Source organism: Xanthomonas arboricola pv. populi (assembly GCF_002939945.1).
GTDB classification, from domain to species: domain Bacteria; phylum Pseudomonadota; class Gammaproteobacteria; order Xanthomonadales; family Xanthomonadaceae; genus Xanthomonas; species Xanthomonas arboricola_A.
The window spans coordinates 92,345-111,058 of sequence record NZ_MDEB01000007.1 but is presented as its reverse complement, the minus strand read 5'-3'; the positions used below and the strand labels follow the sequence as shown (position 1 = coordinate 111,058).

General features: G+C 65.2%; 16 protein-coding genes and 1 other RNA gene. 6 read left to right on the top strand and 11 right to left on the bottom strand.

What is annotated here, in order from left to right; all coding sequences use genetic code 11:
- Window positions 1–73: 73 nt before the first annotated feature.
- Window positions 74–643: a chorismate mutase gene (locus XaplCFBP3123_RS17135; RefSeq protein WP_104535273.1), complete on the top strand. Its 570-nt coding sequence runs from the start codon at window positions 74–76 to the stop codon at window positions 641–643.
- Between the two features lie 40 nt (window positions 644–683).
- Here the strand turns inward: XaplCFBP3123_RS17135 and XaplCFBP3123_RS17130 are convergent, their stop codons facing one another.
- Window positions 684–1,067: a GtrA family protein gene (locus tag XaplCFBP3123_RS17130; RefSeq protein WP_016901007.1), complete on the bottom strand. Its 384-nt coding sequence runs from the start codon at window positions 1,065–1,067 to the stop codon at window positions 684–686.
- Window positions 1,068–1,212: 145 nt separating this feature from the next.
- Here XaplCFBP3123_RS17130 and glmU point away from each other — a divergent pair, with 145 nt between their 5' ends.
- Together glmU and XaplCFBP3123_RS17120 are read left to right on the top strand one after the other, a co-directional pair.
- Window positions 1,213–2,577, top strand: a complete 1,365-nt coding sequence (glmU, locus tag XaplCFBP3123_RS17125; RefSeq protein WP_104535123.1) for a bifunctional UDP-N-acetylglucosamine diphosphorylase/glucosamine-1-phosphate N-acetyltransferase GlmU — start codon at window positions 1,213–1,215, stop codon at window positions 2,575–2,577.
- A 110-nt stretch (window positions 2,578–2,687) separates the two neighbouring features.
- Window positions 2,688–3,659 (top strand): NosD domain-containing protein, encoded by a 972-nt coding sequence (locus tag XaplCFBP3123_RS17120; RefSeq protein WP_104535122.1) that lies wholly within the window; start codon window positions 2,688–2,690, stop codon window positions 3,657–3,659.
- A 23-nt stretch (window positions 3,660–3,682) separates the two neighbouring features.
- On the opposite strand, the gene XaplCFBP3123_RS17115 is transcribed toward XaplCFBP3123_RS17120, so the two are convergent.
- The 6 genes from XaplCFBP3123_RS17115 to XaplCFBP3123_RS17090 form a co-directional block, all read right to left on the bottom strand.
- Entirely contained in the window at window positions 3,683–5,035 is a 1,353-nt protein-coding gene (locus XaplCFBP3123_RS17115; protein ID WP_104535272.1) for a sensor histidine kinase, read from the bottom strand.
- Between the two features lie 8 nt (window positions 5,036–5,043).
- Window positions 5,044–6,387 (bottom strand): sigma-54-dependent transcriptional regulator, encoded by a 1,344-nt coding sequence (locus XaplCFBP3123_RS17110; RefSeq protein WP_104535121.1) that lies wholly within the window; start codon window positions 6,385–6,387, stop codon window positions 5,044–5,046.
- A gap of 248 nt (window positions 6,388–6,635) precedes the next feature.
- The gene (locus XaplCFBP3123_RS17105; RefSeq protein ID WP_104535120.1) at window positions 6,636–7,868 is read right to left on the bottom strand and encodes an ABC transporter permease; all 1,233 of its coding nucleotides are present in this window, start codon (window positions 7,866–7,868) and stop codon (window positions 6,636–6,638) included.
- A gap of 55 nt (window positions 7,869–7,923) precedes the next feature.
- On the bottom strand, window positions 7,924–9,225 hold the full coding sequence (locus XaplCFBP3123_RS17100; RefSeq protein ID WP_104535119.1) for an ABC transporter permease: 1,302 nt from the start codon (window positions 9,223–9,225) through the stop codon (window positions 7,924–7,926).
- A 12-nt stretch (window positions 9,226–9,237) separates the two neighbouring features.
- Window positions 9,238–9,957, bottom strand: a complete 720-nt coding sequence (locus XaplCFBP3123_RS17095) for an ABC transporter ATP-binding protein (RefSeq protein WP_104535118.1) — start codon at window positions 9,955–9,957, stop codon at window positions 9,238–9,240.
- 37 nt (window positions 9,958–9,994) lie between these two features.
- Complete coding sequence (locus tag XaplCFBP3123_RS17090; protein ID WP_104535117.1) at window positions 9,995–11,266, bottom strand: efflux RND transporter periplasmic adaptor subunit; 1,272 nt, start codon at window positions 11,264–11,266, stop codon at window positions 9,995–9,997.
- A gap of 204 nt (window positions 11,267–11,470) precedes the next feature.
- Between XaplCFBP3123_RS17090 and glmS the strand changes: the two genes are divergently transcribed.
- On the top strand, window positions 11,471–13,300 hold the full coding sequence (gene glmS / locus XaplCFBP3123_RS17085) for a glutamine--fructose-6-phosphate transaminase (isomerizing) (protein WP_104535116.1): 1,830 nt from the start codon (window positions 11,471–11,473) through the stop codon (window positions 13,298–13,300).
- Between the two features lie 213 nt (window positions 13,301–13,513).
- On the opposite strand, the gene XaplCFBP3123_RS17080 is transcribed toward glmS, so the two are convergent.
- Window positions 13,514–13,587: non-coding RNA, sX9 sRNA (locus tag XaplCFBP3123_RS17080), on the bottom strand.
- Between the two features lie 189 nt (window positions 13,588–13,776).
- Between XaplCFBP3123_RS17080 and XaplCFBP3123_RS17075 the strand changes: the two genes are divergently transcribed.
- Window positions 13,777–14,250 carry a hypothetical protein gene (locus tag XaplCFBP3123_RS17075; RefSeq protein WP_104535115.1) on the top strand — a complete coding sequence of 158 codons (474 nt, stop codon included), beginning with the start codon at window positions 13,777–13,779 and terminating at the stop codon, window positions 14,248–14,250.
- A 230-nt stretch (window positions 14,251–14,480) separates the two neighbouring features.
- Window positions 14,481–14,609, top strand: a complete 129-nt coding sequence (locus XaplCFBP3123_RS21815) for a hypothetical protein (RefSeq protein WP_301182409.1) — start codon at window positions 14,481–14,483, stop codon at window positions 14,607–14,609.
- A gap of 193 nt (window positions 14,610–14,802) precedes the next feature.
- Here XaplCFBP3123_RS21815 and gloA read toward each other — a convergent pair whose 3' ends face one another.
- The 3 genes from gloA to XaplCFBP3123_RS17060 all read right to left on the bottom strand — a co-directional run bounded on the left by gloA (window position 14,803) and on the right by XaplCFBP3123_RS17060 (window position 18,650).
- A complete protein-coding gene (gene gloA / locus XaplCFBP3123_RS17070) occupies window positions 14,803–15,327 on the bottom strand; it encodes a lactoylglutathione lyase (RefSeq protein ID WP_104535114.1) in 525 nt (174 codons plus the stop codon).
- A 222-nt stretch (window positions 15,328–15,549) separates the two neighbouring features.
- Window positions 15,550–16,623, bottom strand: a complete 1,074-nt coding sequence (locus tag XaplCFBP3123_RS17065; protein ID WP_429001639.1) for a copper resistance protein B — start codon at window positions 16,621–16,623, stop codon at window positions 15,550–15,552.
- Between the two features lie 218 nt (window positions 16,624–16,841).
- A complete protein-coding gene (locus tag XaplCFBP3123_RS17060; RefSeq protein WP_301182408.1) occupies window positions 16,842–18,650 on the bottom strand; it encodes a copper resistance system multicopper oxidase in 1,809 nt (602 codons plus the stop codon).
- Between the last annotated feature and the right edge of the window lie 64 nt (window positions 18,651–18,714).

Genomic DNA, 18,714 nt, shown 5'->3' with positions numbered 1-18,714 from the left:
ACTGCGTGGCTTGCGCTGTGCCGCCGGCTGCAGGTGGCGCGGCATCTGACTCATGCATGTCGAGGAACACCCGATGATCCGCACGATCGATGGCTTTCGTGGTTATGCGCTGAGCGGCCTGCTGGCCGTGGCGATGCTGGGATGTGCGCTGCCGGCACGCAGCCAGCCGCCGCTGGATCTGCTGCTGGACCGCATCGTGCAACGCAACGCGATCGGCGACGCGGTCGCGCTGAGCAAGTGGGACAGTGGCAAGCCGGTGCTGGACCAAGCTCGTGAGGCGGCGGTGCTGCAGAACGTGCGCGAGCAGGCGCTTGCGCACGGGATGGATGCCGACGATGCGGCGCGCTTCTTCGCCGCGCAGATGGAGGCCAACAAGTCGGTGCAGTACGCATTGTTGAACCAATGGCGCGAACGCGGGCGCGCGCCGGACACGGCGCGTCCGGATCTGGCGAGCCTGCGCACGCGTCTGGATCGACTGCAGGGCGAATTGCTCGACGCACTGGCCGATGTCGCGCCGGCACGTGCAGCGCCGCAATGCCCGACCAGCACCGCGCGTGCCGCAGCGCATTACGCCGCGCAATGGCAGCTGGATGCGCTGCATCGCGCCGCACTGGTGCGCAGCCTGGGCGATTTCTGCCGCTGATTCGCGCGGTCCAAAACTGCACGGGCCTCGGTGCGCGCGCTCAGCGATACACCACGTGCCGGCCCAGGAAAAACGACACGATCGCCAGGCCGCCTTCCACCAGCGGTTTGGCCAGCCAGGCCTGACGCAGGCCGACCAGATCCACCGTTGCCGACAACAGCCAGGTGCTGATGAGCGTGAGTGCCAGCCACATCAGCGCAAAGCGGCGAAAACGCGGCCAGCCCAGACGTGCGCCGCCTTCCTGGGCGAAGGTATAGCGGCCGTTGAGCCAGAAGCCCAGCACTGCGCCACTGATCCGCCCGAGCAGATTGGCAGGGACGGCCGGCATGCCGGCTGCGGTGGCGGCGATGAAGATGCCGCAGTCCACCGCCAGCTGCAGGGCGCCAATGATCATGAATTGGCTGCCTTGGCGGAACAGACTCATGCAGGCCGGGTCATCGTGGAAGGGCGCTCATGCTAACGGCAGCGGCGCTTGAAAAGTGTCATCGTCGAGCATGCTGCAGGCAGGACACGACGCACTGCCGGGACAGCGACTAGAATTCGGTTCTCCCACGTTCTGGAACGCTTCGATGACTCTGCCCCTGCACGTCGTGATCCTGGCCGCGGGCGAGGGCAAGCGCATGCGCTCGTCCCTGCCCAAGGTGCTGCAGCCGCTGGCGGGCCAGCCGATGCTGGCACATGTGATCGCAACCGCGCGGCAGCTGCAGCCGGCAGCGATCCATGTGGTGCACGGACACGGTGGCGATCGGGTGCAGGCGGCGTTTGCCGCGCAGAGCGATCTGCACTGGGCCGAGCAGCGTCAGCAACTGGGCACCGGGCATGCGGTGCAGCAGGCGATGGATGCGATTCCGGATACGGCCACGGTGCTGGTGCTGTACGGCGATGTACCGCTGATCCAGTCGCAGGACCTGCTGCAGTTGCTGCATGCACCCGGACGCATGGCAGTGCTGGTGGCCGATGTGCCCAATCCCACCGGTTATGGCCGTATCCTGCGCGATGCCGAAGGCAAGGTCGCCGCGATCGTCGAGCAGAAGGACGCCAATGACGAGCAGCGCCGCATCCGCACCATCAACACCGGCATCCTCACTGCCGAGTCCACGGCGCTGCGCCGCTGGCTGGCCGGTCTGTCCAACGAGAATGCGCAGGGCGAGTTCTACCTCACCGACGTGTTCGCCAGCGCCGCCGCCGATTTCACCCCGGCCGACATGGTGCATGTGGCCGACGCGCAGGATGTGGAAGGCGCCAACGATCCCTGGCAACTGGCGCAGCTGGAACGCGCCTGGCAGCTGCGTGCCGCCCGTGCGCTCTGCCTGCAGGGCGTGCGCATGGCCGACCCGGCACGCGTGGAGCAGCGCGGCACGGTGATGGTGGGCAGCGACGTGCAGCTGGACATCGATGTGATCCTGGAAGGCGATGTGACGCTGGGCGATGGCGTGGTGATCGGTCCTTTCGTGCGCTTGCGCGATGTGACGCTCGGCGCCGGCACGCAGGTGCGCGCACATTGCGATCTGGAAGGCGTGGTGACCGAAGGGGCGGTGCAGATCGGTCCGTTCGCGCGGCTGCGGCCTGGCACGGTGCTGGCCGATGGCGTGCATATCGGCAACTTCGTCGAGACCAAGAAGGTCACGATGGGCGCAGGCAGCAAGGCCAACCATCTGACCTACCTGGGCGATGCGGTGATCGGCAGCAAGGTCAACATCGGCGCCGGCACCATCACCTGCAACTACGACGGGGTGAACAAGTCGCAGACCGCCATCGGCGATGGCGCCTTCGTCGGTTCCAACAGCGCACTGGTGGCACCGATCGAGATCGGCGCCATGGCCACCATCGGTGCGGGCTCGGTGATCACCCGCGACGCGCCTGCCGGGCAACTCAGCGTCACGCGTGCGCGTCAGACCGTGGTCGAAGGCTGGGAACGCCCGACCAAGAAATAGCGTGTTCTACAGGCGTGCGGCATGGCTGCACGTCGCTGCAGGGCGGACAGCTACTGTGGAGCGGTACCATGCACTGGCTACGCCCGTCACGACCGATCACGAGGTGCACGATGCGAACGCCACGTTGCGCGTTGCTGGCGATGTTACTGCTGCTATTGGCGGCATTGCTGCCAGCTGCGGCCCATGCGCAGACCTACCGGCTGTATCTGGCGCCGGACGGCGACGATGCGGCGGCTGGCACCAGCGCAACGACCGCGTTGCGGAGTCTGGCTGCCGCCCAGCAGCGGTTGTTGGAGCAGCGGCCTACCGGCGCGGTGGAGGTGGTCATCGCCGCCGGCACGTATCTGCGGCAATCGGTGCAATGGACATTCGCCAACGGGGCGGCCATTCGCTTTATCGCTGCGTCCGATGCTGCCGCGCCACCGTGGTTCGACGGGCGCGGTGGCGCGACCTGGTTCACGCTGAAGGGCGGCGGCGATGCTGCCACCCGGCTGACCTTCACTGGGTTGAAGGTCAGCAATTACTGGATGGCGATGGACCTGGGCAGCAGCAAGCGCGGCGCGGACGGGAACAGCGGCAACATCATCCGCAACATGACCTTCGAACGGATCGGCGGCGTCCACGGCAGCAGCAGCGAAGCGGCGTATTCGTTCGCGGCGATCCGCCTGCAGAATTCGCGCGACAACCGCATCGAACGCAATCGCTTCGTGTCGATCGAAAACGACACCCGGACCTCGGGTTTCGTGCACGCGATCTACCTGGCGCGCCACTCGTCCGGCAACCGTATCGAAGGCAATACCTTCACCGACGTCAACGGCGATGCCGTGCGTACCCGCGATGCCTCCGACAACACCTACGTGGCCGCCAACCGTTTCGTCAGGGCGGGCAAGTATGCGGCGTTTTCGGACTGGATCAAGCCCGATGGCGAATGTCCGTCGCAAGGCGGACAGTTCGTCGACAACACCGTGGGAGCCGGCTATTACGGCGCCATCGCAGCCACCCGCACCAGCGGTGCCGACGATGCCTGCGGTGCGTTGAAACGACCGCGGATCGAAGAGCGCGGGACGGTGCGCGGCGATTGAACGCTGGGATTGCTTGCAGCGGACTAGCCGGCCGCCGCCGCCGGCAGCAGCAAGGTGACGCACAACCCGCCGTGTTCGCGGTTATGCAGCGAGATGCGCCCGCCGTGCGCTTCGGCGATCTCGCGGGTGAGTGCAAGCCCGAGCCCGGTGCCGTTGCGCTTGGTCGAGTAGAACGGCATCAGTGCGTTATGCAACACGGCCTCGTTCATGCCGTTGCCGCGGTCCAGTACTTCGATCCGCAGCCATTGCGGCACGCGCGTGACACGCACGGCGACATCGCTGTTGGGCGGCTGCGCTTCGCTGCAGGCTTCGTGCGCGTTCTTGAGCAGGTTGAGCAGCGCCTGCTCGATCTGCGCGGCATCGATGCGGCTGGAGACATCGGTCGGTGCGCCTTGCAGCTGGAACGGGATCTGCTGCCGCAAACGCTCAAGGAACGGCGCCCATTCGATGGTCTGCAATTGCGGCTGCGGCAACTTGGCAAAACGGGCGTAGCCGCGAATGAAGCCTTCCAGATGACGTGCACGTTCTTCGATGGTCTCGAACACCGTGCCAAGCCGGTCGGTCCGTTGGCGACGCAGCAGCTCGGCGCCGGAATGCGCCAGCGAGGCGATCGGCGCGAGCGAGTTGTTCAATTCATGGCTGATCACGCGGATGACCTTCTTCCAGGTCTGCACTTCCTGGCGCCGCAATTCGGTGGTCAAGGTGCGGATCAGCAACAGCTCGTGGCCGCGTCCGTTGAGATGGAAGCTGCGGCGTGACAGGTGATAGATCTGCTCGTCGTCTTCGTCATCGCCGTCCTCGCGGACCGCAAACAGGCAATCGCCGCCACGTGCCAGCGCATCGCGCAATTCGTCGGGCATGCGCGCGAGCACGTCGTCCAGGTGCTGGCCTTCGAGCTTGCGGCCGTCGTGCAACAGCTTGCGTGCGGCATTGTTGGAAAAACCGATGCGGGGCACGCCATCGCCACCGGCCACCACCAGCAGCATCGCCACCGGGGTGTTCTGCAGCATGGTGTCGAGCATCAGTTCGCGTTGTACCAGATTGCGCCGTTGCGCGCGCAGCACCTCGCCCAGTTCCGCGTGCGCCTGCACCAGTTGCGCCAGTTCGTCGCTGCCGCGCCAGTACACGCCGAAGTTGTATTCGCCATCGCGGTAGCTGCTGGTGGTGCCGGCCAAGGCGCGGAACAGCGAGCGCATCGGTGCAGTGGCGCGGCTGAGGCTGAACCACATGGCCGACAGCAGCACCACCACCGACACAGCGGCCACTTGCCAGCCGCGGTCCATCCAGTACGCCATGAACCAGGGCAGTGCGGCGGCCAGCGCCAGCACCGGCAACAGCCGCAAGAACAGCGAGAACGTGAAGGAACGTTGCCACATGTCGGGAATCATTCCGAAGTGATGCCGTAGCGGTCCATGCGCCGGTACAGCGCCTGCCGGCTCAGCCCCAGCTCGGCGGCGGCCTGAGCGATGACGCCCTGCGCGCGCGCCAGCGCCTGCTCGATACGGGCGCGATCCGGCTCGCCGGCTGCCGGTGCGGCCGGGCGCGACACGGCTGCGCGCGGCAGGTTCAGATCGCCGGCTTCGATGCGCGCGCCTTGCGCAAGCAGCGATGCACGTTGCAGCACATTGCGCAGTTCGCGCACGTTGCCGGGCCAGGCGTGCCGCTGCAAGGCGTCGCGCGCCTGCGTGGACAAGGGTTTTTCGCCGGCCAGGAAATGCTCGGCCAACGGACCGATATCGCCAGGGCGTTCGGCCAGGGCGGGCAGCGCGATTTCCACGGTGTTGAGGCGGTAGTACAGATCTTCGCGGAAGCTGCCATCGCGGATCATCGTCTGCAGATCGGCGTTGGTAGCGCTGATCACGCGCACCTTGGCGTGACGTTCGCGATTGGAGCCCAGGCGCTCGTAGCGGCCGGTTTCCAGCACGCGCAGCAACTTCATCTGCCCGGCCAGGGGCAGGTTGCCGATTTCGTCCAGAAACAGCGTGCCGCCATCGGCGGCTTCGAACTTGCCTTCGCGCGCCTTGTTGGCACCGGTGTACGCGCCGGCTTCGGCGCCGAACAGTTCGGCTTCGATCAGTTCGCCCGGCAATGCGCCGCAATTGAGCGCAATGAAGGGGCCATGTTTGGCAGGCGAGTTGGCCTGGATGATCTCGGCGATCTTCTCCTTGCCGCTGCCGTTGGGGCCGGTGATCAGCACCGGCAGGTCCGAGCGTGCGACCTGGCAGGCGAGCGCGATCGCGCGTTCGCTGGCGGGGTCGGCGAACACCGCGCCGCGCAGATCGTAACGTTGGGTCAGCTGCTCGCGACCGCGCCGCTCGCGCTCGCGCCGACGTTCCAGCTCGCGGCGCGCTTCGGACAGCTCCAGCAGGTTGTTGACCGTGGTCAGCAGCTTGGTGTCGTCCCAGGGCTTGGCGATGTAGTCGGCCGCACCGGCCTTGACCAGGCCTACCGCGCTGCCCAGATGGGTCCAGGCGGTGAGCAGGATCACCGGCAGGTCCGGGTGGCGCTGACGGATCTGGGCGAACAAGGCTTCGCCTTCCTCGCCGGAGGTGGTGTCGGCGGTGAAGTTCATGTCCTGGATCACCAGATCGAACCCCTGCTCGTCCAGCAGCGCCAATCCGGCCCGCGGCGAATGCGCGTGCCGCGCCTCGATGTCGTGCAACGAAAACAGCACCTCCAGCGCAGTGGCCACAGCGGTGTTGTCGTCGATGATCAGGATCTGCGGCATCGCATTGCTCGGTGAAAGGCGCGGGAGGAAAGAGCTATCAGAACAGGATTTGGTGCGTGGCGGAACCGTGCGAGCAACGCGGGACTGCGCGTGCCTGACAGGCCTCAGCCAGGCGGGGCTGATTCCGGCAATGTAGTGATCGTCTGACCAATGCGATGAGGTCGGCGGCGGATATGCGTCGATGCCGACCTCAAGCGCAGGTCACGGCGCAACGCCAGATGTCAGGGCGAGGCAGGCGCTGACGCGCATCACGCGCTACGCGTGGCCACCGCGGGCGGTACCAGCGCGGCGCGACGTGCGGGCCAGAACACGGCGATCTGGCCCAGCGCCCAGAGCAGCAGTGCGCCGATCGGCAGATACAGCAGCGGCAGGCGCGGCAATTCGTAGCGGGCCATCAGCCAGACATTGATCGAGTAAGCCAGCAGCATGCCGAGCACGATACCGACCGAGGCCAGTAGGAAGTTTTCGATCTGGAAATAGCGCAGGATCTGGCCGCGTGTGGCACCCAGGGCACGCCGGATACCGATTTGCTTGGTGCGTTGCTGCACCCAGAAGCTGGCCAGGCCCACGATGCCCAGCGCGGTGACGATCAGCAGCGCGATACAGACTGCGCTGAGTAGCCACACCATTGCGCGATCATTCTCGAAATATTCCGCACGGATTTCGCTGTACGTTTCCTGTTTCAGGACCAGCCGGCTATTGTCCAATTTCATCAGTGCAGCGACGGCGGATTGCAACACCTCTGCCCGCCGCGTTGGGTCGGTGACACGGATAATGTATTGGCCTGCGGTGTAGTCGATGCGCAGTGGTAGCAACATCGAGTAATCGCTTTGATCAACACCGCCTTCACTATTGTTGGTGGGGCGTGCCAGTGTCTGCACGATGCCGATGATGTGGAGTGCAGTATCGCCTGCGTAAACCGTCTTTCCCAATGCATTTTGCGAGGGGAACAGCTTGGCAGCCATGCGCTGGGTGATGATCACTGAAAGGCCTTTTTCATCGATGGACCTGTCGTTATTGGCCTGTGCCATATCGATGAATTCGCTTGCGGTGAAATCGCGCCCTGCCACCAGTTGCAGGCCAAGCGTGCCGAGGGTGCCTTCGCTGGCCATGTATTGCGCAGCGCTAAGTGTCTGGCGCTCTTGTTCACGCGTCAGAGAGATGCTGCTGTTCCATGAGTAATGAACAAAGGGAATCTGATTGATGACGATCGCGCTGCGGACACCTGGCAGGCTGCGCAGTGCAGCCAGGTCTTCACGGGTGCGCGCTTCTGCATTGACCTGGGTGCCGATGCCCCCCAATTGGACGCTGACCAGTTCCGATTCGGCGATGCCGCTGGGTTGCTGCAGCGTCTCGATGCGGTTGCCGATCAAAAACATGGCATTGCAGATGATTGCGCAGGCGAGTGCGATCTCGAGCACGATCAATGCTGCTGCGGTCTTGTGACGGCGCAGGGTGGAAATGATGGGGCGGATGTCCATGGGCGGTACCTTCGGATAAGAGGCCGTGCCCGCCGCAGGGCGGCGGGCTTGGTGGTCAGGACGCTTTGAGCTGTAGCGCGGGCGCAACCTGGATGGCACGCCAGGAGGGCAGCAAGCCGGCCAACAGACTGGCAACGAGCGCCAATGCGAAGGTGAGCAACAACATCTTCGGATCCAGATGCGCAAGCTTGGCGTAGTCGACAGGTTGTTGGCGCACGACCCACAAACCCAACCATGCCAGCCCAAGCCCTGCAACGCCGCCCGCAAGTCCGATGCTTCCTGCCTCGACCAGGCATTGCGCAAAGATGGCACCGCGTGAAGCACCCAGGGCGCGACGCACGCCGATCTCTCCACTGCGGCGCAGGAACTTGGCTAGTAGCAAACCTACGGTATTGAGCAGACACACCAGCAGGAAGCCCATCGCCAGCCACAGCTGCAGGCGGACGTCGCTAGGGACCACTTCCTTGTAGTCCAGCAACTCCATCACGTTGCGCAGGCGGGTATTGTTCGGACGTTCGAAACGCCCTGCAGCGCGCTGTTGATCGGAGTAGTTATCCAGGTAGGCTTTGTAGTCGCCAGCCTGCGCTGGGCTGTCAAGCTCCACCCAATACTGCATCCATGTGCAGGATGCGTTGAGCGCTGTCTGATCGCTGTTGTCGTTTTTACCGTAGCAATTCGTACCGCCGTAATGATCCATCTTCAGATCCATTGCCACGGAAAACGGCAGATACACTTGCTCGCTCGAGCCGTAGCTGTTGCTGAGGTCATAGAAACGTGGATTGACTTTCCAGTCATCGAGAACACCAACGATACGAAAGGTGTTCTTGTCCATGCGCAGGTCGCGGCCGACACTGTTGCTGCCGTCGAACAGTTTGTCGTTGAGTTCCTTGGTGATCACCGCAACGCGTTCATGCCCCTCGTCGCTACCGGCCGACCAGCCCTGGCCATACAGGAAAGGCGTTTCGAACATCGGGAAGAAATCTGCCGACGTAAAGCGCACTTCCGATTTGAAGGCAGTCATGCCGTTCTTGTCGGGCTCGATCGCCACTCTTCCGCCGGTCATCAGTGCTTGCCGTTTTGCACGTTTTTCGCGCAGCAGCGTTTCGGCATCGAAGCGAGTGACCTGGTCGCCAGGCTCTTCTCCCGGCTGATAGCCTGCCTTGGGGTATGGGTCCACCAAGGCGCTGAACAACCGATCGCTCTTCTGCGGAATCGGATCGCCGGACAGCACGTAGAACACCGTCAACGTAGTCATGCTGGCGCCGATGCCCAGCGCGATCGCAAGCACCATCAGCGCGGTGAGCACCTTGTTGCGGCGGAAGCTGCGTAACGCGAGATTGAAGTAGTAGCCGAACATGGGGTGTGCCTCTTACTCGGCCAGGGTGGGTGCGCTGTCGCGCGCGCGCATCAGGGCAGGGTTGCGTTCCAGATCGGTGGCCTGGCCGTCGACGATATGCACGTTGCGCTGCGCGCGTGCGGCCAGTTCCGGGTCGTGGGTGACCATCACGATGGTGGTGCCCTGGCTGTTGATCTCTTCCAGCAGTTCCATCACCCCGCGTGCCATCTGCGAGTCGAGGTTGCCGGTGGGTTCGTCGGCCAGTAGCAGGCGCGGGCTGCCGGCCAGTGCGCGCGCAATCGCAGCACGCTGCTGCTGACCGCCGGACAGCTCGGTGGGGTAGTGCTTCAAACGCGAGCCCAGACCGACCTTGGTCAAGGCGTCTTCGATGCGCTGCTTGCGCTCGGCCGCAGCCATGCCGCGATAGCGCAGCGGCACATCGACGTTGTCGAACAGGTTGAGGTCGGGAATCAGATTGAAGCCCTGGAAGATGAACCCGATCTTGCGGTTGCGCAGGCGCGAACGGGCGTCGTCGGACAGATGGCTGACGTCTTCGCCGTCGAGCAGGTACTGCCCGCTGGTGAAGGTCTCCAACAGCCCGGCCAGGTTGAGGAAGGTGGTCTTGCCCGAGCCGGAAGGACCGGTGACCGCGACGAATTCGCCTTCGCGCACATGCAGGTCCAGCGAGCGCAGCGCGTGCGTTTCCACCTGTTCGGTGCGGAAGACCTTGGAGACCGATTGCATCTTGAGCATTGCCGATTCCTTTGCGAAGTAAGGTGGGAAGAACGAATTAGTGGACAGTGACGCGCGGTGCATCACCGAAGTTGTCTGCACCGGAGACCACCACGCGGTCGCCGACCTGCAGCCCGGACAGCACCTGTACCTCGCCCAGGCTGCTGACCCCCATGCGCACCGGTCGGCGCACCGCGGTGTTGCCATCCATCACATAGGCGTAGCTACCGCCGGATTGTTCGACGAACGGGCCGCGCTCGACCTTGAGCACGTTGCGGCGCGTGTCCATCACCACGCGTGCGCTCATGCGCTGGCTCTGGCGCAGGCCGGGCGGCTGCTTGTCGGCAAAGCGGATGCGCGCGGTGACTTCGCCGTTGACCACCTCCGGCGACACCGCCGAGATGGCGCCGGGGAACGGTTGGCCGCTGCCGCTGGTGAGCTGCGCCGGCATGCCGATCGCCAGATCGCGCGCAAAGCTTTCCGGCACCTTGATCTCGACTTCGAACTTGGACAGGTCCACCACGCCCAGGATCGGCGCGTTCGCCGCGACCTGGGTGTGCTGCACCGCCTGCACCTGGCCGACCTGCCCATCGAAGGGCGACAGCAGCGTCAGCGCATCGACCTGGCGCTGCACCTCGGCCACCACCGCGCGCTGGCGGTCGGCGAGCAGGCGCTTGTTGCGCGAATCCAGGTCCGCACCCTGGCTCTTCAGGGACGCATCCCGCTCGGCGTGCTGCAGGTCGATGTCGGTCTTCTTCAAGGTGTCCTGCGCCTTGGCCAGTTCCACCTGCGGCACGGCGCCGCCATCGTAGCCGCGCTGGTAGCGCTCCAGGTCGCGCGCGGCGGCCTGCTTGTCGATCTTGGCCTGGTCGGTGAGCTTGCTGGCGTTGGCGCGCGCCAGCGTGGCATCCAGCGCGGCGCGGCTGGACTCGGCTTCCAGGCCGGCCAGCGTGGCCTGTTCCTGCGCCAGCTTGCTGCGCAGCTCCGGGCTGTCGATGCGCGCCAGCTCCTGGCCCTGCTTGACTACGTCGCCGGCCACCACGCTCAGCGTCACCGTGCCGGCCGAGATGGCGTACAGCACCGGGCTGTTGGCGGCGATGACGCGGCCGTCGGCAGCGATGTCGCGCACCAGGTCGCCCTGGCTGACCGTGGCGATACGCACCCGGCTGGCATCGAACGAGCGGCTGCCGGCGCTCCATGCGGCGACCGCCCAGCCGATGCCGGCCAGTACCGCGACTGCAGCGACGCCGGGCCATAGCCAGCGGCGCCAGGGCGCGCGCTGGGCGGATGTACGGAGAACCTGGTCCTGAGCGGAGGTATCGCGAATCATGGTCGGCTGGCTCGGTGGCGTCACTGCGATACAGCAGGACGTGTGCCAATCTTCAAGTCGTTGAAAGCAATGGATTTTAGGGGCTGGTGGACAGTGTCCGCAGTGTCCGCGGACACCGGTGCGGACATGCTGTCCGGGCACGGTCATGCAGCGGACAAGAGCGGACACGCTAAAATGCGCGGCTTCGTCCTCAAGGGTTGTCCTATGTGCGGCATTGTCGGAGCGATCGCCGGGCGCGATGTGGTCCCGGTCCTGATCGAAGGACTCAAGCATCTGGAGTACCGCGGTTACGATTCTTCCGGCATCGCCGTGCTCGATGGCGCGCAGGTACGCCGCGTGCGCCGCACCGGGCGCGTGGCGGAGATGGCGCAGGCGGCGCAGGCCGAGCAGTTCGGCGCAACGCTGGGTATCGGCCACACCCGCTGGGCCACCCATGGCGGTGTCACCGAGGCGAATGCGCACCCGCACATCAGTGCGGGCGTGGCATTGGTGCATAACGGCATCATCGAAAACCACGAACAGCAGCGCGAGAAGCTGTGCGCGCTCGGCTATACCTTCGAGTCGCAGACCGATACCGAAGTCATCGCGCATCTGATCCATCACCATCTGGGTAGCACAGGCGACCTGTTGACCGCGCTGCAGCGCACCGTCAAGGAGCTCACCGGTGCCTATGCGCTGGCGGTGATGAGCCAGGCCGAACCGGAGCGCTTCGTCTGCGCGCGCATGGGCTGCCCGCTGCTCATCGGCGTGGGCGAGGGCGAAAACTTCGTCGCTTCCGATGTCTCGGCCATCGTGCAGGCCACCCGCCAGGTGATCTTCCTGGAAGAGGGCGACACCGCCGACTTGCGCCGCGAGGGCGTGCGCATCTTCGATGGCAACGACGCGCCGGTCCAACGCCCGCTGCATCTGTCGGACGTCTCGCTGGCATCGCTGGAACTGGGTCCGTTCCGCCATTTCATGCAGAAGGAAATCCACGAGCAGCCGCGTGCGCTGGCCGACACCATCGAAGCGGCGATCGATGCGAAAGGGTTCCCTCCCTCCCTGTTCGGCCCGACTGCCGAAGCGGTGTTGCGCGACATCGAAGGCGTGCAGATCCTGGCCTGCGGCACCAGCTACTACGCCGGCATGACCGCGCGCTACTGGATCGAGGCCATCGCCGGGCTGCCGTGCAGCGTGGAGATCGCCAGCGAATACCGCTATCGCGCCGCCTACGCCAACCCGAAACATCTGATCGTCAGCATCTCCCAATCCGGCGAAACGCTGGACACGATGGAAGCGCTGAAGTACGCCAAGTCGCTGGGGCATCTGCACACGCTGTCGATCTGCAACGTGCCCGAAAGCGCCATCCCGCGCGCCAGCGAACTGGTCTGCTACACGCGCGCCGGTGCCGAGATCGGCGTGGCCTCGACCAAGGCGTTCACCACGCAGCTGGCGGTGCTGTTCCAGCTGACCATGGTGCTGGGCAAATTGCAGGGACGCATCAGCGATGCCGAAGAAGCGGACTATCTGGAGCAGCTGCGCTTTCTGCCCGGCAGCGTGCAGCACGCGCTGAATCTGGAGCCGCAGATCATGGCCTGGGCCGAGCGTTTTTCGGTCAAGGAAAACGCACTGTTTCTCGGCCGCGGCCTGCATTACCCGATCGCGCTGGAAGGCGCGCTCAAGCTCAAGGAAATCTCCTATATCCACGCCGAAGCGTATCCGGCCGGCGAGTTGAAGCACGGCCCGCTGGCGCTGGTGGATGCGGCGATGCCGGTGGTGGTGATCGCACCCAATGACCGCCTGCTGGAGAAGGTCAAGTCCAACATGCAGGAAGTGCGCGCACGCGGCGGCGAGCTGTTCGTGTTTGCGGACCAGGACAGCCACTTCAGCGAGTCCGAAGGCGTGCACGTGATCCGCACCCCGCGCCACGCCGGCGTGCTGTCGCCGGTGATCCACACCATCCCGGTGCAACTGCTGGCGTATCACACCGCACTGGCACGCGGCACCGATGTGGACAAGCCGCGTAACCTGGCCAAGTCGGTGACGGTGGAGTAAGCGCGGTTGGTAGAAGGGCTGCGCTCATTGCAATGAGTGCAGTCGCTACCGGGTGCGGCATCTACCATCATGCACGGCGGTTCCACCGCGCTTGCCCAACGACTGCCCGCTACGTTTCTTTGTCTCCCTTGGTCGCACACTCCGACCTCGGGTGAGGGTACGGGTGGCTGATCGTTGGCATCGCCCAAGGGTAGATGGGGCGCCGCTTGGAGCGGCTAACAAAACGTAGCGAGCGGTCGTCAGGTGAGTGCGTGCGCGCTCAGAACCGGAGTGTACGCATGGTACATGCCGAGCACCGACCGCGCCCGCCTGGCGGCTGCGCAGGAGTTTTGTTGGCCGCTCTTAGTGCAACCGCGCTCGGGGCACTATCGGTGCCGCAGCGATGCAAGATTGGCAGACGACGGACCCGGCTGCCAACGCAATGGCCCAGGTTATGCATACGCTTCCTGCGAGGGTCCCATCACGCAGGAGGACGTATGCACCAGTCTTTCAAACAGGGCGCGCCGGCGGAGTTGTGGCAGGCGTTGATACGTGAGGCGGGGCAGCGGATTGCACGTCCGCTGGACGAATCGCGCGAGCACTATCTGGTCTTCGTGTTGCTGCGCCTGCAGCGCGACGCGCAGCTGTTTTCGCGCACCCAGGCGCTGGCCTGGTTGCATGCGCAGGACCAGAGCGGCAGTCTGCGGGCGGATGCATTACGGGACATCGGAGATCAATGCCTGCTGATTGCAGGGCTGTTTCCCGGGATCGCGCAGCGCCGGCGGCTCAGTGTCGACTATTTCATCGAGCTGGGCCGCGGCGCGTATTTCGAAGTGGCCGACACGCGTTACAGCGATGCAGGTCTGTTCGCGCAGTTGGCCGGCACCTATCGCGAGCTGGTCCACACGCTTACCGCACTGCGTCCGCCATGCGAGTGGCAGCGCAGTCGCGGCGGACTGCTGCATGCGTAGATAAGCGCCACTTGCGGGGCGGTCCCTACAGATGTGGGGACCGCCCCGACTGCCGATTGCGCGCGATGCGCTCACACTCAGTCCGCAACTGAGTGTTCTAGCCGACTGCGGATCGTTGTCTGATGGACCAAAGCACTGTGCCGCTGATCGCTGTCCGCGCGATCTGACAGTGTCATGTCGCATTGCGTGGGGGACACGCAATGCGACGCCCTTTCCAGGGGAAGGAATCCATGAAAGCGTTTATTGCAGTGGCGATCTCGCCGCCGAGCGGCGTCGCAATGGCTGGCGATGTTCCGCCCGGTTATGCGGGTATGGGCGGCATGACCTTGCGGGACATCGCCCCGGCCATCTATGCCTAACATGAGGATTCCGAGCACCGGCCGCACCCGCCCGACGGCGGGGCAGTAGTTTTGTTAGCCGATCTAAGTGCACTGCGCGCGTCCAACTGTGTGGGCTTACTCTCTGTCGAGATACCCTGTTCGAAAGCGAAGTGCCGGCAGCTCACGCGCTTCAAACAAAATGCCCGGGGAACCCCGGGCATTTTGCTATGGGTTACGCCAGCGGCGTATTGGAAATGATCTCCACCCAGTAGCCGTCCGGGTCCTTGATGAAGGCCAGGTGCTTCATGCGGCCGTCTTCCAGGCGTTTCTGGTACGGCACGTTGAGGCTGTCGAAACGCGCGCAGGCGGCGTGGATGTCGGGCGCCGAGATGCAGATGTGGCCGAAGCCACGCGGCTCGCTGTTGCCGTCGTGGTAGACCGGGCCGTCCTGGGTTTCGGTGCCGTGGTTATGGGTGAGCTCGAGCACGCCGGGGATGCCGGCCATCCACAGGCGACGCGCGGCATCGTCGTCGGGGATTGCCGCACCGTCCGGCAGCAGGGCCAGGAAGTACAGGCTGAACTGCGCATCGGGAAAATCGCGTGCGTCCAGCAGGCGGAAGCCCAGCACGTGCGTGTAGAACGCCAGCGAACGCTGCGCATCCTTGACGCGCAGCATGGTGTGGTTGAACACGAAGCCGGCGGTGTCGGCGGGCGCTGCGCTGGCGCCGGGGATGTGTTGCAGGTCGGTCAAAGGCATTGCGGTTTCCTTAATGGAATTGCGGGCATGTCAGGCGGCACTGGACGCCGATGTTAGCGGGGCAATGGTTGTCGGTATGTCTGCACCTGCACCGTGCGCGTCGGCGGTCTGGCGTCGCTCTCTGGTCGATCGTGCGCGACAGCGCGACCTGCGCTGTTCAAGGTCGTGGCATGGGCCTGCATCCGGGTCCGATCGGTCAGGCCCATGCGCATAGTGGCTGTCTCAGAACCAGATACGTACGCCGGCGACGAACCGGCTGTCGCGCGCTGGTTCCTCTTCGATTGCGGCGCGTCGGGCAGTGTCGCCGAAGCTGCGGTTGTGCACCCAGCCGATGTAGGGCGCAAAGCGGCGGGTGATTTCGTAGCGGAGCCGCAGGCCAACCTCGACCTGCTCCAACCCGCTGTCGACGCCGCGCCGGTCATCGTCTGTGAGGGCGATGTCGGCTTCCACGCGCGGCTGCAGGATCAGCCGGTTGGTGAGCAGCACCTCGTATTCGCCCTCCAGTCGCAACGCGGCGCGGCTGCCGCCACCGACATAGAGCGTGGCTTCGGTCTCGAACTTGTAGGGCGCCAGTCCCTGCACGCCGAAGGCGGCCCAGCTGCGATGCTCGCCCGCTCCGATGTCCTGACGTGCGCCGACCAGCAGGTCCCACCATGGCGAGATGGCGTGACCATACAACGCCTCCACCGATGCGGCCTGCGTGCGCCCGTCCTGCCGCTCGCCTTCGCTGCGCAACCAGAGCCGGTCGATATCGCCACCGATCCAGGCGCGTGCTTCCCAGTCCTGGCCACTGCCGCGCGTAGTGTCGAAGGCTTCCAGTCGATCGAGCAACACATAGTGATTGATGCCTGGCGCGTGCATCGCGTGGTGCTGCAGGGGTGCGAATGCCGCAGCGATCTCCTCGGCAGTGGGCTCGGGGATCGGCGCGCGTGGCAGTGCGCTGGTGGTGGGCGATGCCGGCGTTTGCGTCGCCGCTTCGGCGTGCGGCGCGTGTTCCATCCCGGTGTGATCCATCGCCCCGTGCTGCGCCTGTCCATGCTGCATCGACGCGTGCTCCATTGCGCCGTGGTCCATGTCTGCATGCGATTGCTGGGTGTGGTCCAGTTGTGGATTCGCAGAGGTCTGGTGTGCGGCGTGCTGGACATCAGCGTGCTGCATGCCTGCGTGGTGCATCGATGTCGGCGACGCCGAAACGTCGGCGTGCACCGGACGTTGCGCAGGCGTGCCGTCAGCGGCGTTTGCCGATGGCGATGCAGCGGGGGAGTGCTGCGTGTGCTGCAGATGCGCACGATCCATCTGCATTGCATCTGCGCCCACCTGTGCGGATGGCGGCGATGCCCCTGTTGGGCTGGATGACTGCGGCTGGGCGCCTGGTGCCGGGTCGGTCATCTGCTTTGCATGCGCGTCATCGGCGTGCGCGGATGACGCCATCGCCGCATGCTGATGCTCCTGTGCAGTTGCCGATGCGCTTAGCAGCAGCGTAAGCAGCAACAGGCATTGCATACGAAGCGTACTCATGCCTCCACCCGCACTTCGCGCATCATGCCCGCTTCCATGTGGTACAGCAGATGGCAATGGTAGGCCCAGCGGCCCAGCGCATCGGCGCGGACGCGATAGCTTCGGCGTGTGCCGGGCGGCATGTCGATGGTGTGCTTGCGTACCTGGAAATTGCCGTCGGCGTCTTCCAGATCGCTCCACATGCCGTGCAGATGGATGGGGTGCTGCATCATGGTGTCGTTGACCAGCACGATGCGCAGCCGCTCGCCGTACTGCAGCCGCAAGGGCTCTGCCGAGGCGAAAGCGACGCCATCGAACGACCAGGCGAATTTTTCCATATGCCCGGTCAGATGCAGTTCGAGCTCGCGCCCGGGCTCGCGTCCATCCGGATCCTCGAACAGGCTGTGCAGGTCGGCGTAGCGCAGCACCCGGCGGCCGTTGTCGCGCAGGCCAACCCCAGGGTCGTCCAGGCGTGGCGCCGTGGCATTGCTGCGCATGTCGATCAGCGGATTGCCCTCTTCGCTGGCAGGGTGGCGTGGCGTCTTGTCGTGCGCATCTGCCGGGGCAGCGTCATGCGTGTGCATGGAATGCCCCGCATGCGCGGCCTGCATCCCGGCGGCGCCGTGCATCGGCGGTACCTCATGGTGCATTCCATCGCCGTGCCCCATGTCCTGCATGGTCAAGATCGCGCGCGGGTCCAGCGCAGGAATCGGCGCCTGCAACCCATGCCGCACCGCCAGCGTGCCGCAGGCGAAACCGGTGCGGCCCATGTCCTGCGCGAACAACGTAAACGCGTCCTGGCCGATGGGTTCGACCAGCACGTCGAAGGTTTCGGCTGCAGCAATGCGCAGCTCGTCCACGCTGACCGGATGCACGTACTGGCCGTCGGCGGCCACCACGGTCATGCGCAGGCCGGGGATGCGGATGTCGAAGTAGGTCATCGACGAGCCGTTGATGAAACGCAGCAGCACCTTCTCGCCGGGCTTGAACAGGCCGGTCCAGTTGCCGGCCGGGGCGACGCCGTTGAGCAGGTAGGTGTAGGTGTTGGCGTTGACGTCGGACAGGTCGGTCGGGGTCATGCGCATGCGCCCCCACATGCCGCGGTCGGCCAGCGTTGCGCGCAGGCCGTCGTCGCGCGCATCGCGCAGGAAATCGCCCACCGTGCGCTGGGCGTAATTGTCGTGGCTGGGCATCTGCTTGAGCCGCCGGAACAGCGCGGCCGGGTCCAGGTCGGTCCAGTCCGAGAGCAGCACCACATGCTCGCGATCGTGCCGGTACGGCGGCGGTGTCAGCGGGTCGATGACGATCGCGCCGTACAGGCCGGCCTGCTCCTGAAACATCGAATGGCTGTGATACCAGTAAGTGCCGGACTGGCGCAGCGCGAAGCGGTAGTGGTATTCCTGGCCCGGCGCGATGCCGTCGAAACTCATCCCCGGCACGCCGTCCATGTTGGCCGGCAGCAACAGGCCGTGCCAATGCACCGAGGTGGGTTGGTTGGCCAGTGCATTGCGGACGCGCACGCTGACCGTGTCGCCCTCGCGCCAGCGTAGCGTAGGGGCCGGCAGGCTCTGGTTGACGGTAATGGCGGGGCGGGGGCGCCCGGTGAGGTTGACCGGCATGCGGCCGATCTGCAGCGTCTGGCTGCTGCCGCGCAACTCGGGTGTCGCCGGGGGGGCGGCAGGTGCAGCGCCGCGCCACAGGCCGCCGGCGGCGGCAACGCCGCCCAGGGCAAGGCCTTGCACGAAGCGGCGTCGGCTCAGGCCGCCGCTGGAAGGGGGGTCGAAAGAAGCAGGATCGAAAGACATGACATCTCCTCTGCGGCCCACCACCGAAGGCGGACGCATGCATCGCTAGGAAAGCCCACGCAACACGCACGCGGGACCGATGACG

What these genes read in the sequence shown, in the direction of transcription:
- XaplCFBP3123_RS17135 (WP_104535273.1), top strand. Translation starts at nt 74, where the DNA reads ATGATCCGCACGATCGATGGCTTTCGTGGTTATGCGCTGAGCGGCCTG.
- XaplCFBP3123_RS17130 (WP_016901007.1), bottom strand. Translation starts at nt 1,067, where the DNA reads ATGAGTCTGTTCCGCCAAGGCAGCCAATTCATGATCATTGGCGCCCTG.
- glmU (WP_104535123.1), top strand. Translation starts at nt 1,213, where the DNA reads ATGACTCTGCCCCTGCACGTCGTGATCCTGGCCGCGGGCGAGGGCAAG.
- XaplCFBP3123_RS17120 (WP_104535122.1), top strand. Translation starts at nt 2,688, where the DNA reads ATGCGAACGCCACGTTGCGCGTTGCTGGCGATGTTACTGCTGCTATTG.
- XaplCFBP3123_RS17115 (WP_104535272.1), bottom strand. Translation starts at nt 5,035, where the DNA reads ATGTGGCAACGTTCCTTCACGTTCTCGCTGTTCTTGCGGCTGTTGCCG.
- XaplCFBP3123_RS17110 (WP_104535121.1), bottom strand. Translation starts at nt 6,387, where the DNA reads ATGCCGCAGATCCTGATCATCGACGACAACACCGCTGTGGCCACTGCG.
- XaplCFBP3123_RS17105 (WP_104535120.1), bottom strand. Translation starts at nt 7,868, where the DNA reads ATGGACATCCGCCCCATCATTTCCACCCTGCGCCGTCACAAGACCGCA.
- XaplCFBP3123_RS17100 (WP_104535119.1), bottom strand. Translation starts at nt 9,225, where the DNA reads ATGTTCGGCTACTACTTCAATCTCGCGTTACGCAGCTTCCGCCGCAAC.
- XaplCFBP3123_RS17095 (WP_104535118.1), bottom strand. Translation starts at nt 9,957, where the DNA reads ATGCTCAAGATGCAATCGGTCTCCAAGGTCTTCCGCACCGAACAGGTG.
- XaplCFBP3123_RS17090 (WP_104535117.1), bottom strand. Translation starts at nt 11,266, where the DNA reads ATGATTCGCGATACCTCCGCTCAGGACCAGGTTCTCCGTACATCCGCC.
- glmS (WP_104535116.1), top strand. Translation starts at nt 11,471, where the DNA reads ATGTGCGGCATTGTCGGAGCGATCGCCGGGCGCGATGTGGTCCCGGTC.
- XaplCFBP3123_RS17075 (WP_104535115.1), top strand. Translation starts at nt 13,777, where the DNA reads ATGCACCAGTCTTTCAAACAGGGCGCGCCGGCGGAGTTGTGGCAGGCG.
- XaplCFBP3123_RS21815 (WP_301182409.1), top strand. Translation starts at nt 14,481, where the DNA reads ATGAAAGCGTTTATTGCAGTGGCGATCTCGCCGCCGAGCGGCGTCGCA.
- gloA (WP_104535114.1), bottom strand. Translation starts at nt 15,327, where the DNA reads ATGCCTTTGACCGACCTGCAACACATCCCCGGCGCCAGCGCAGCGCCC.
- XaplCFBP3123_RS17065 (WP_429001639.1), bottom strand. Translation starts at nt 16,623, where the DNA reads ATGGATCGTGCGCATCTGCAGCACACGCAGCACTCCCCCGCTGCATCG.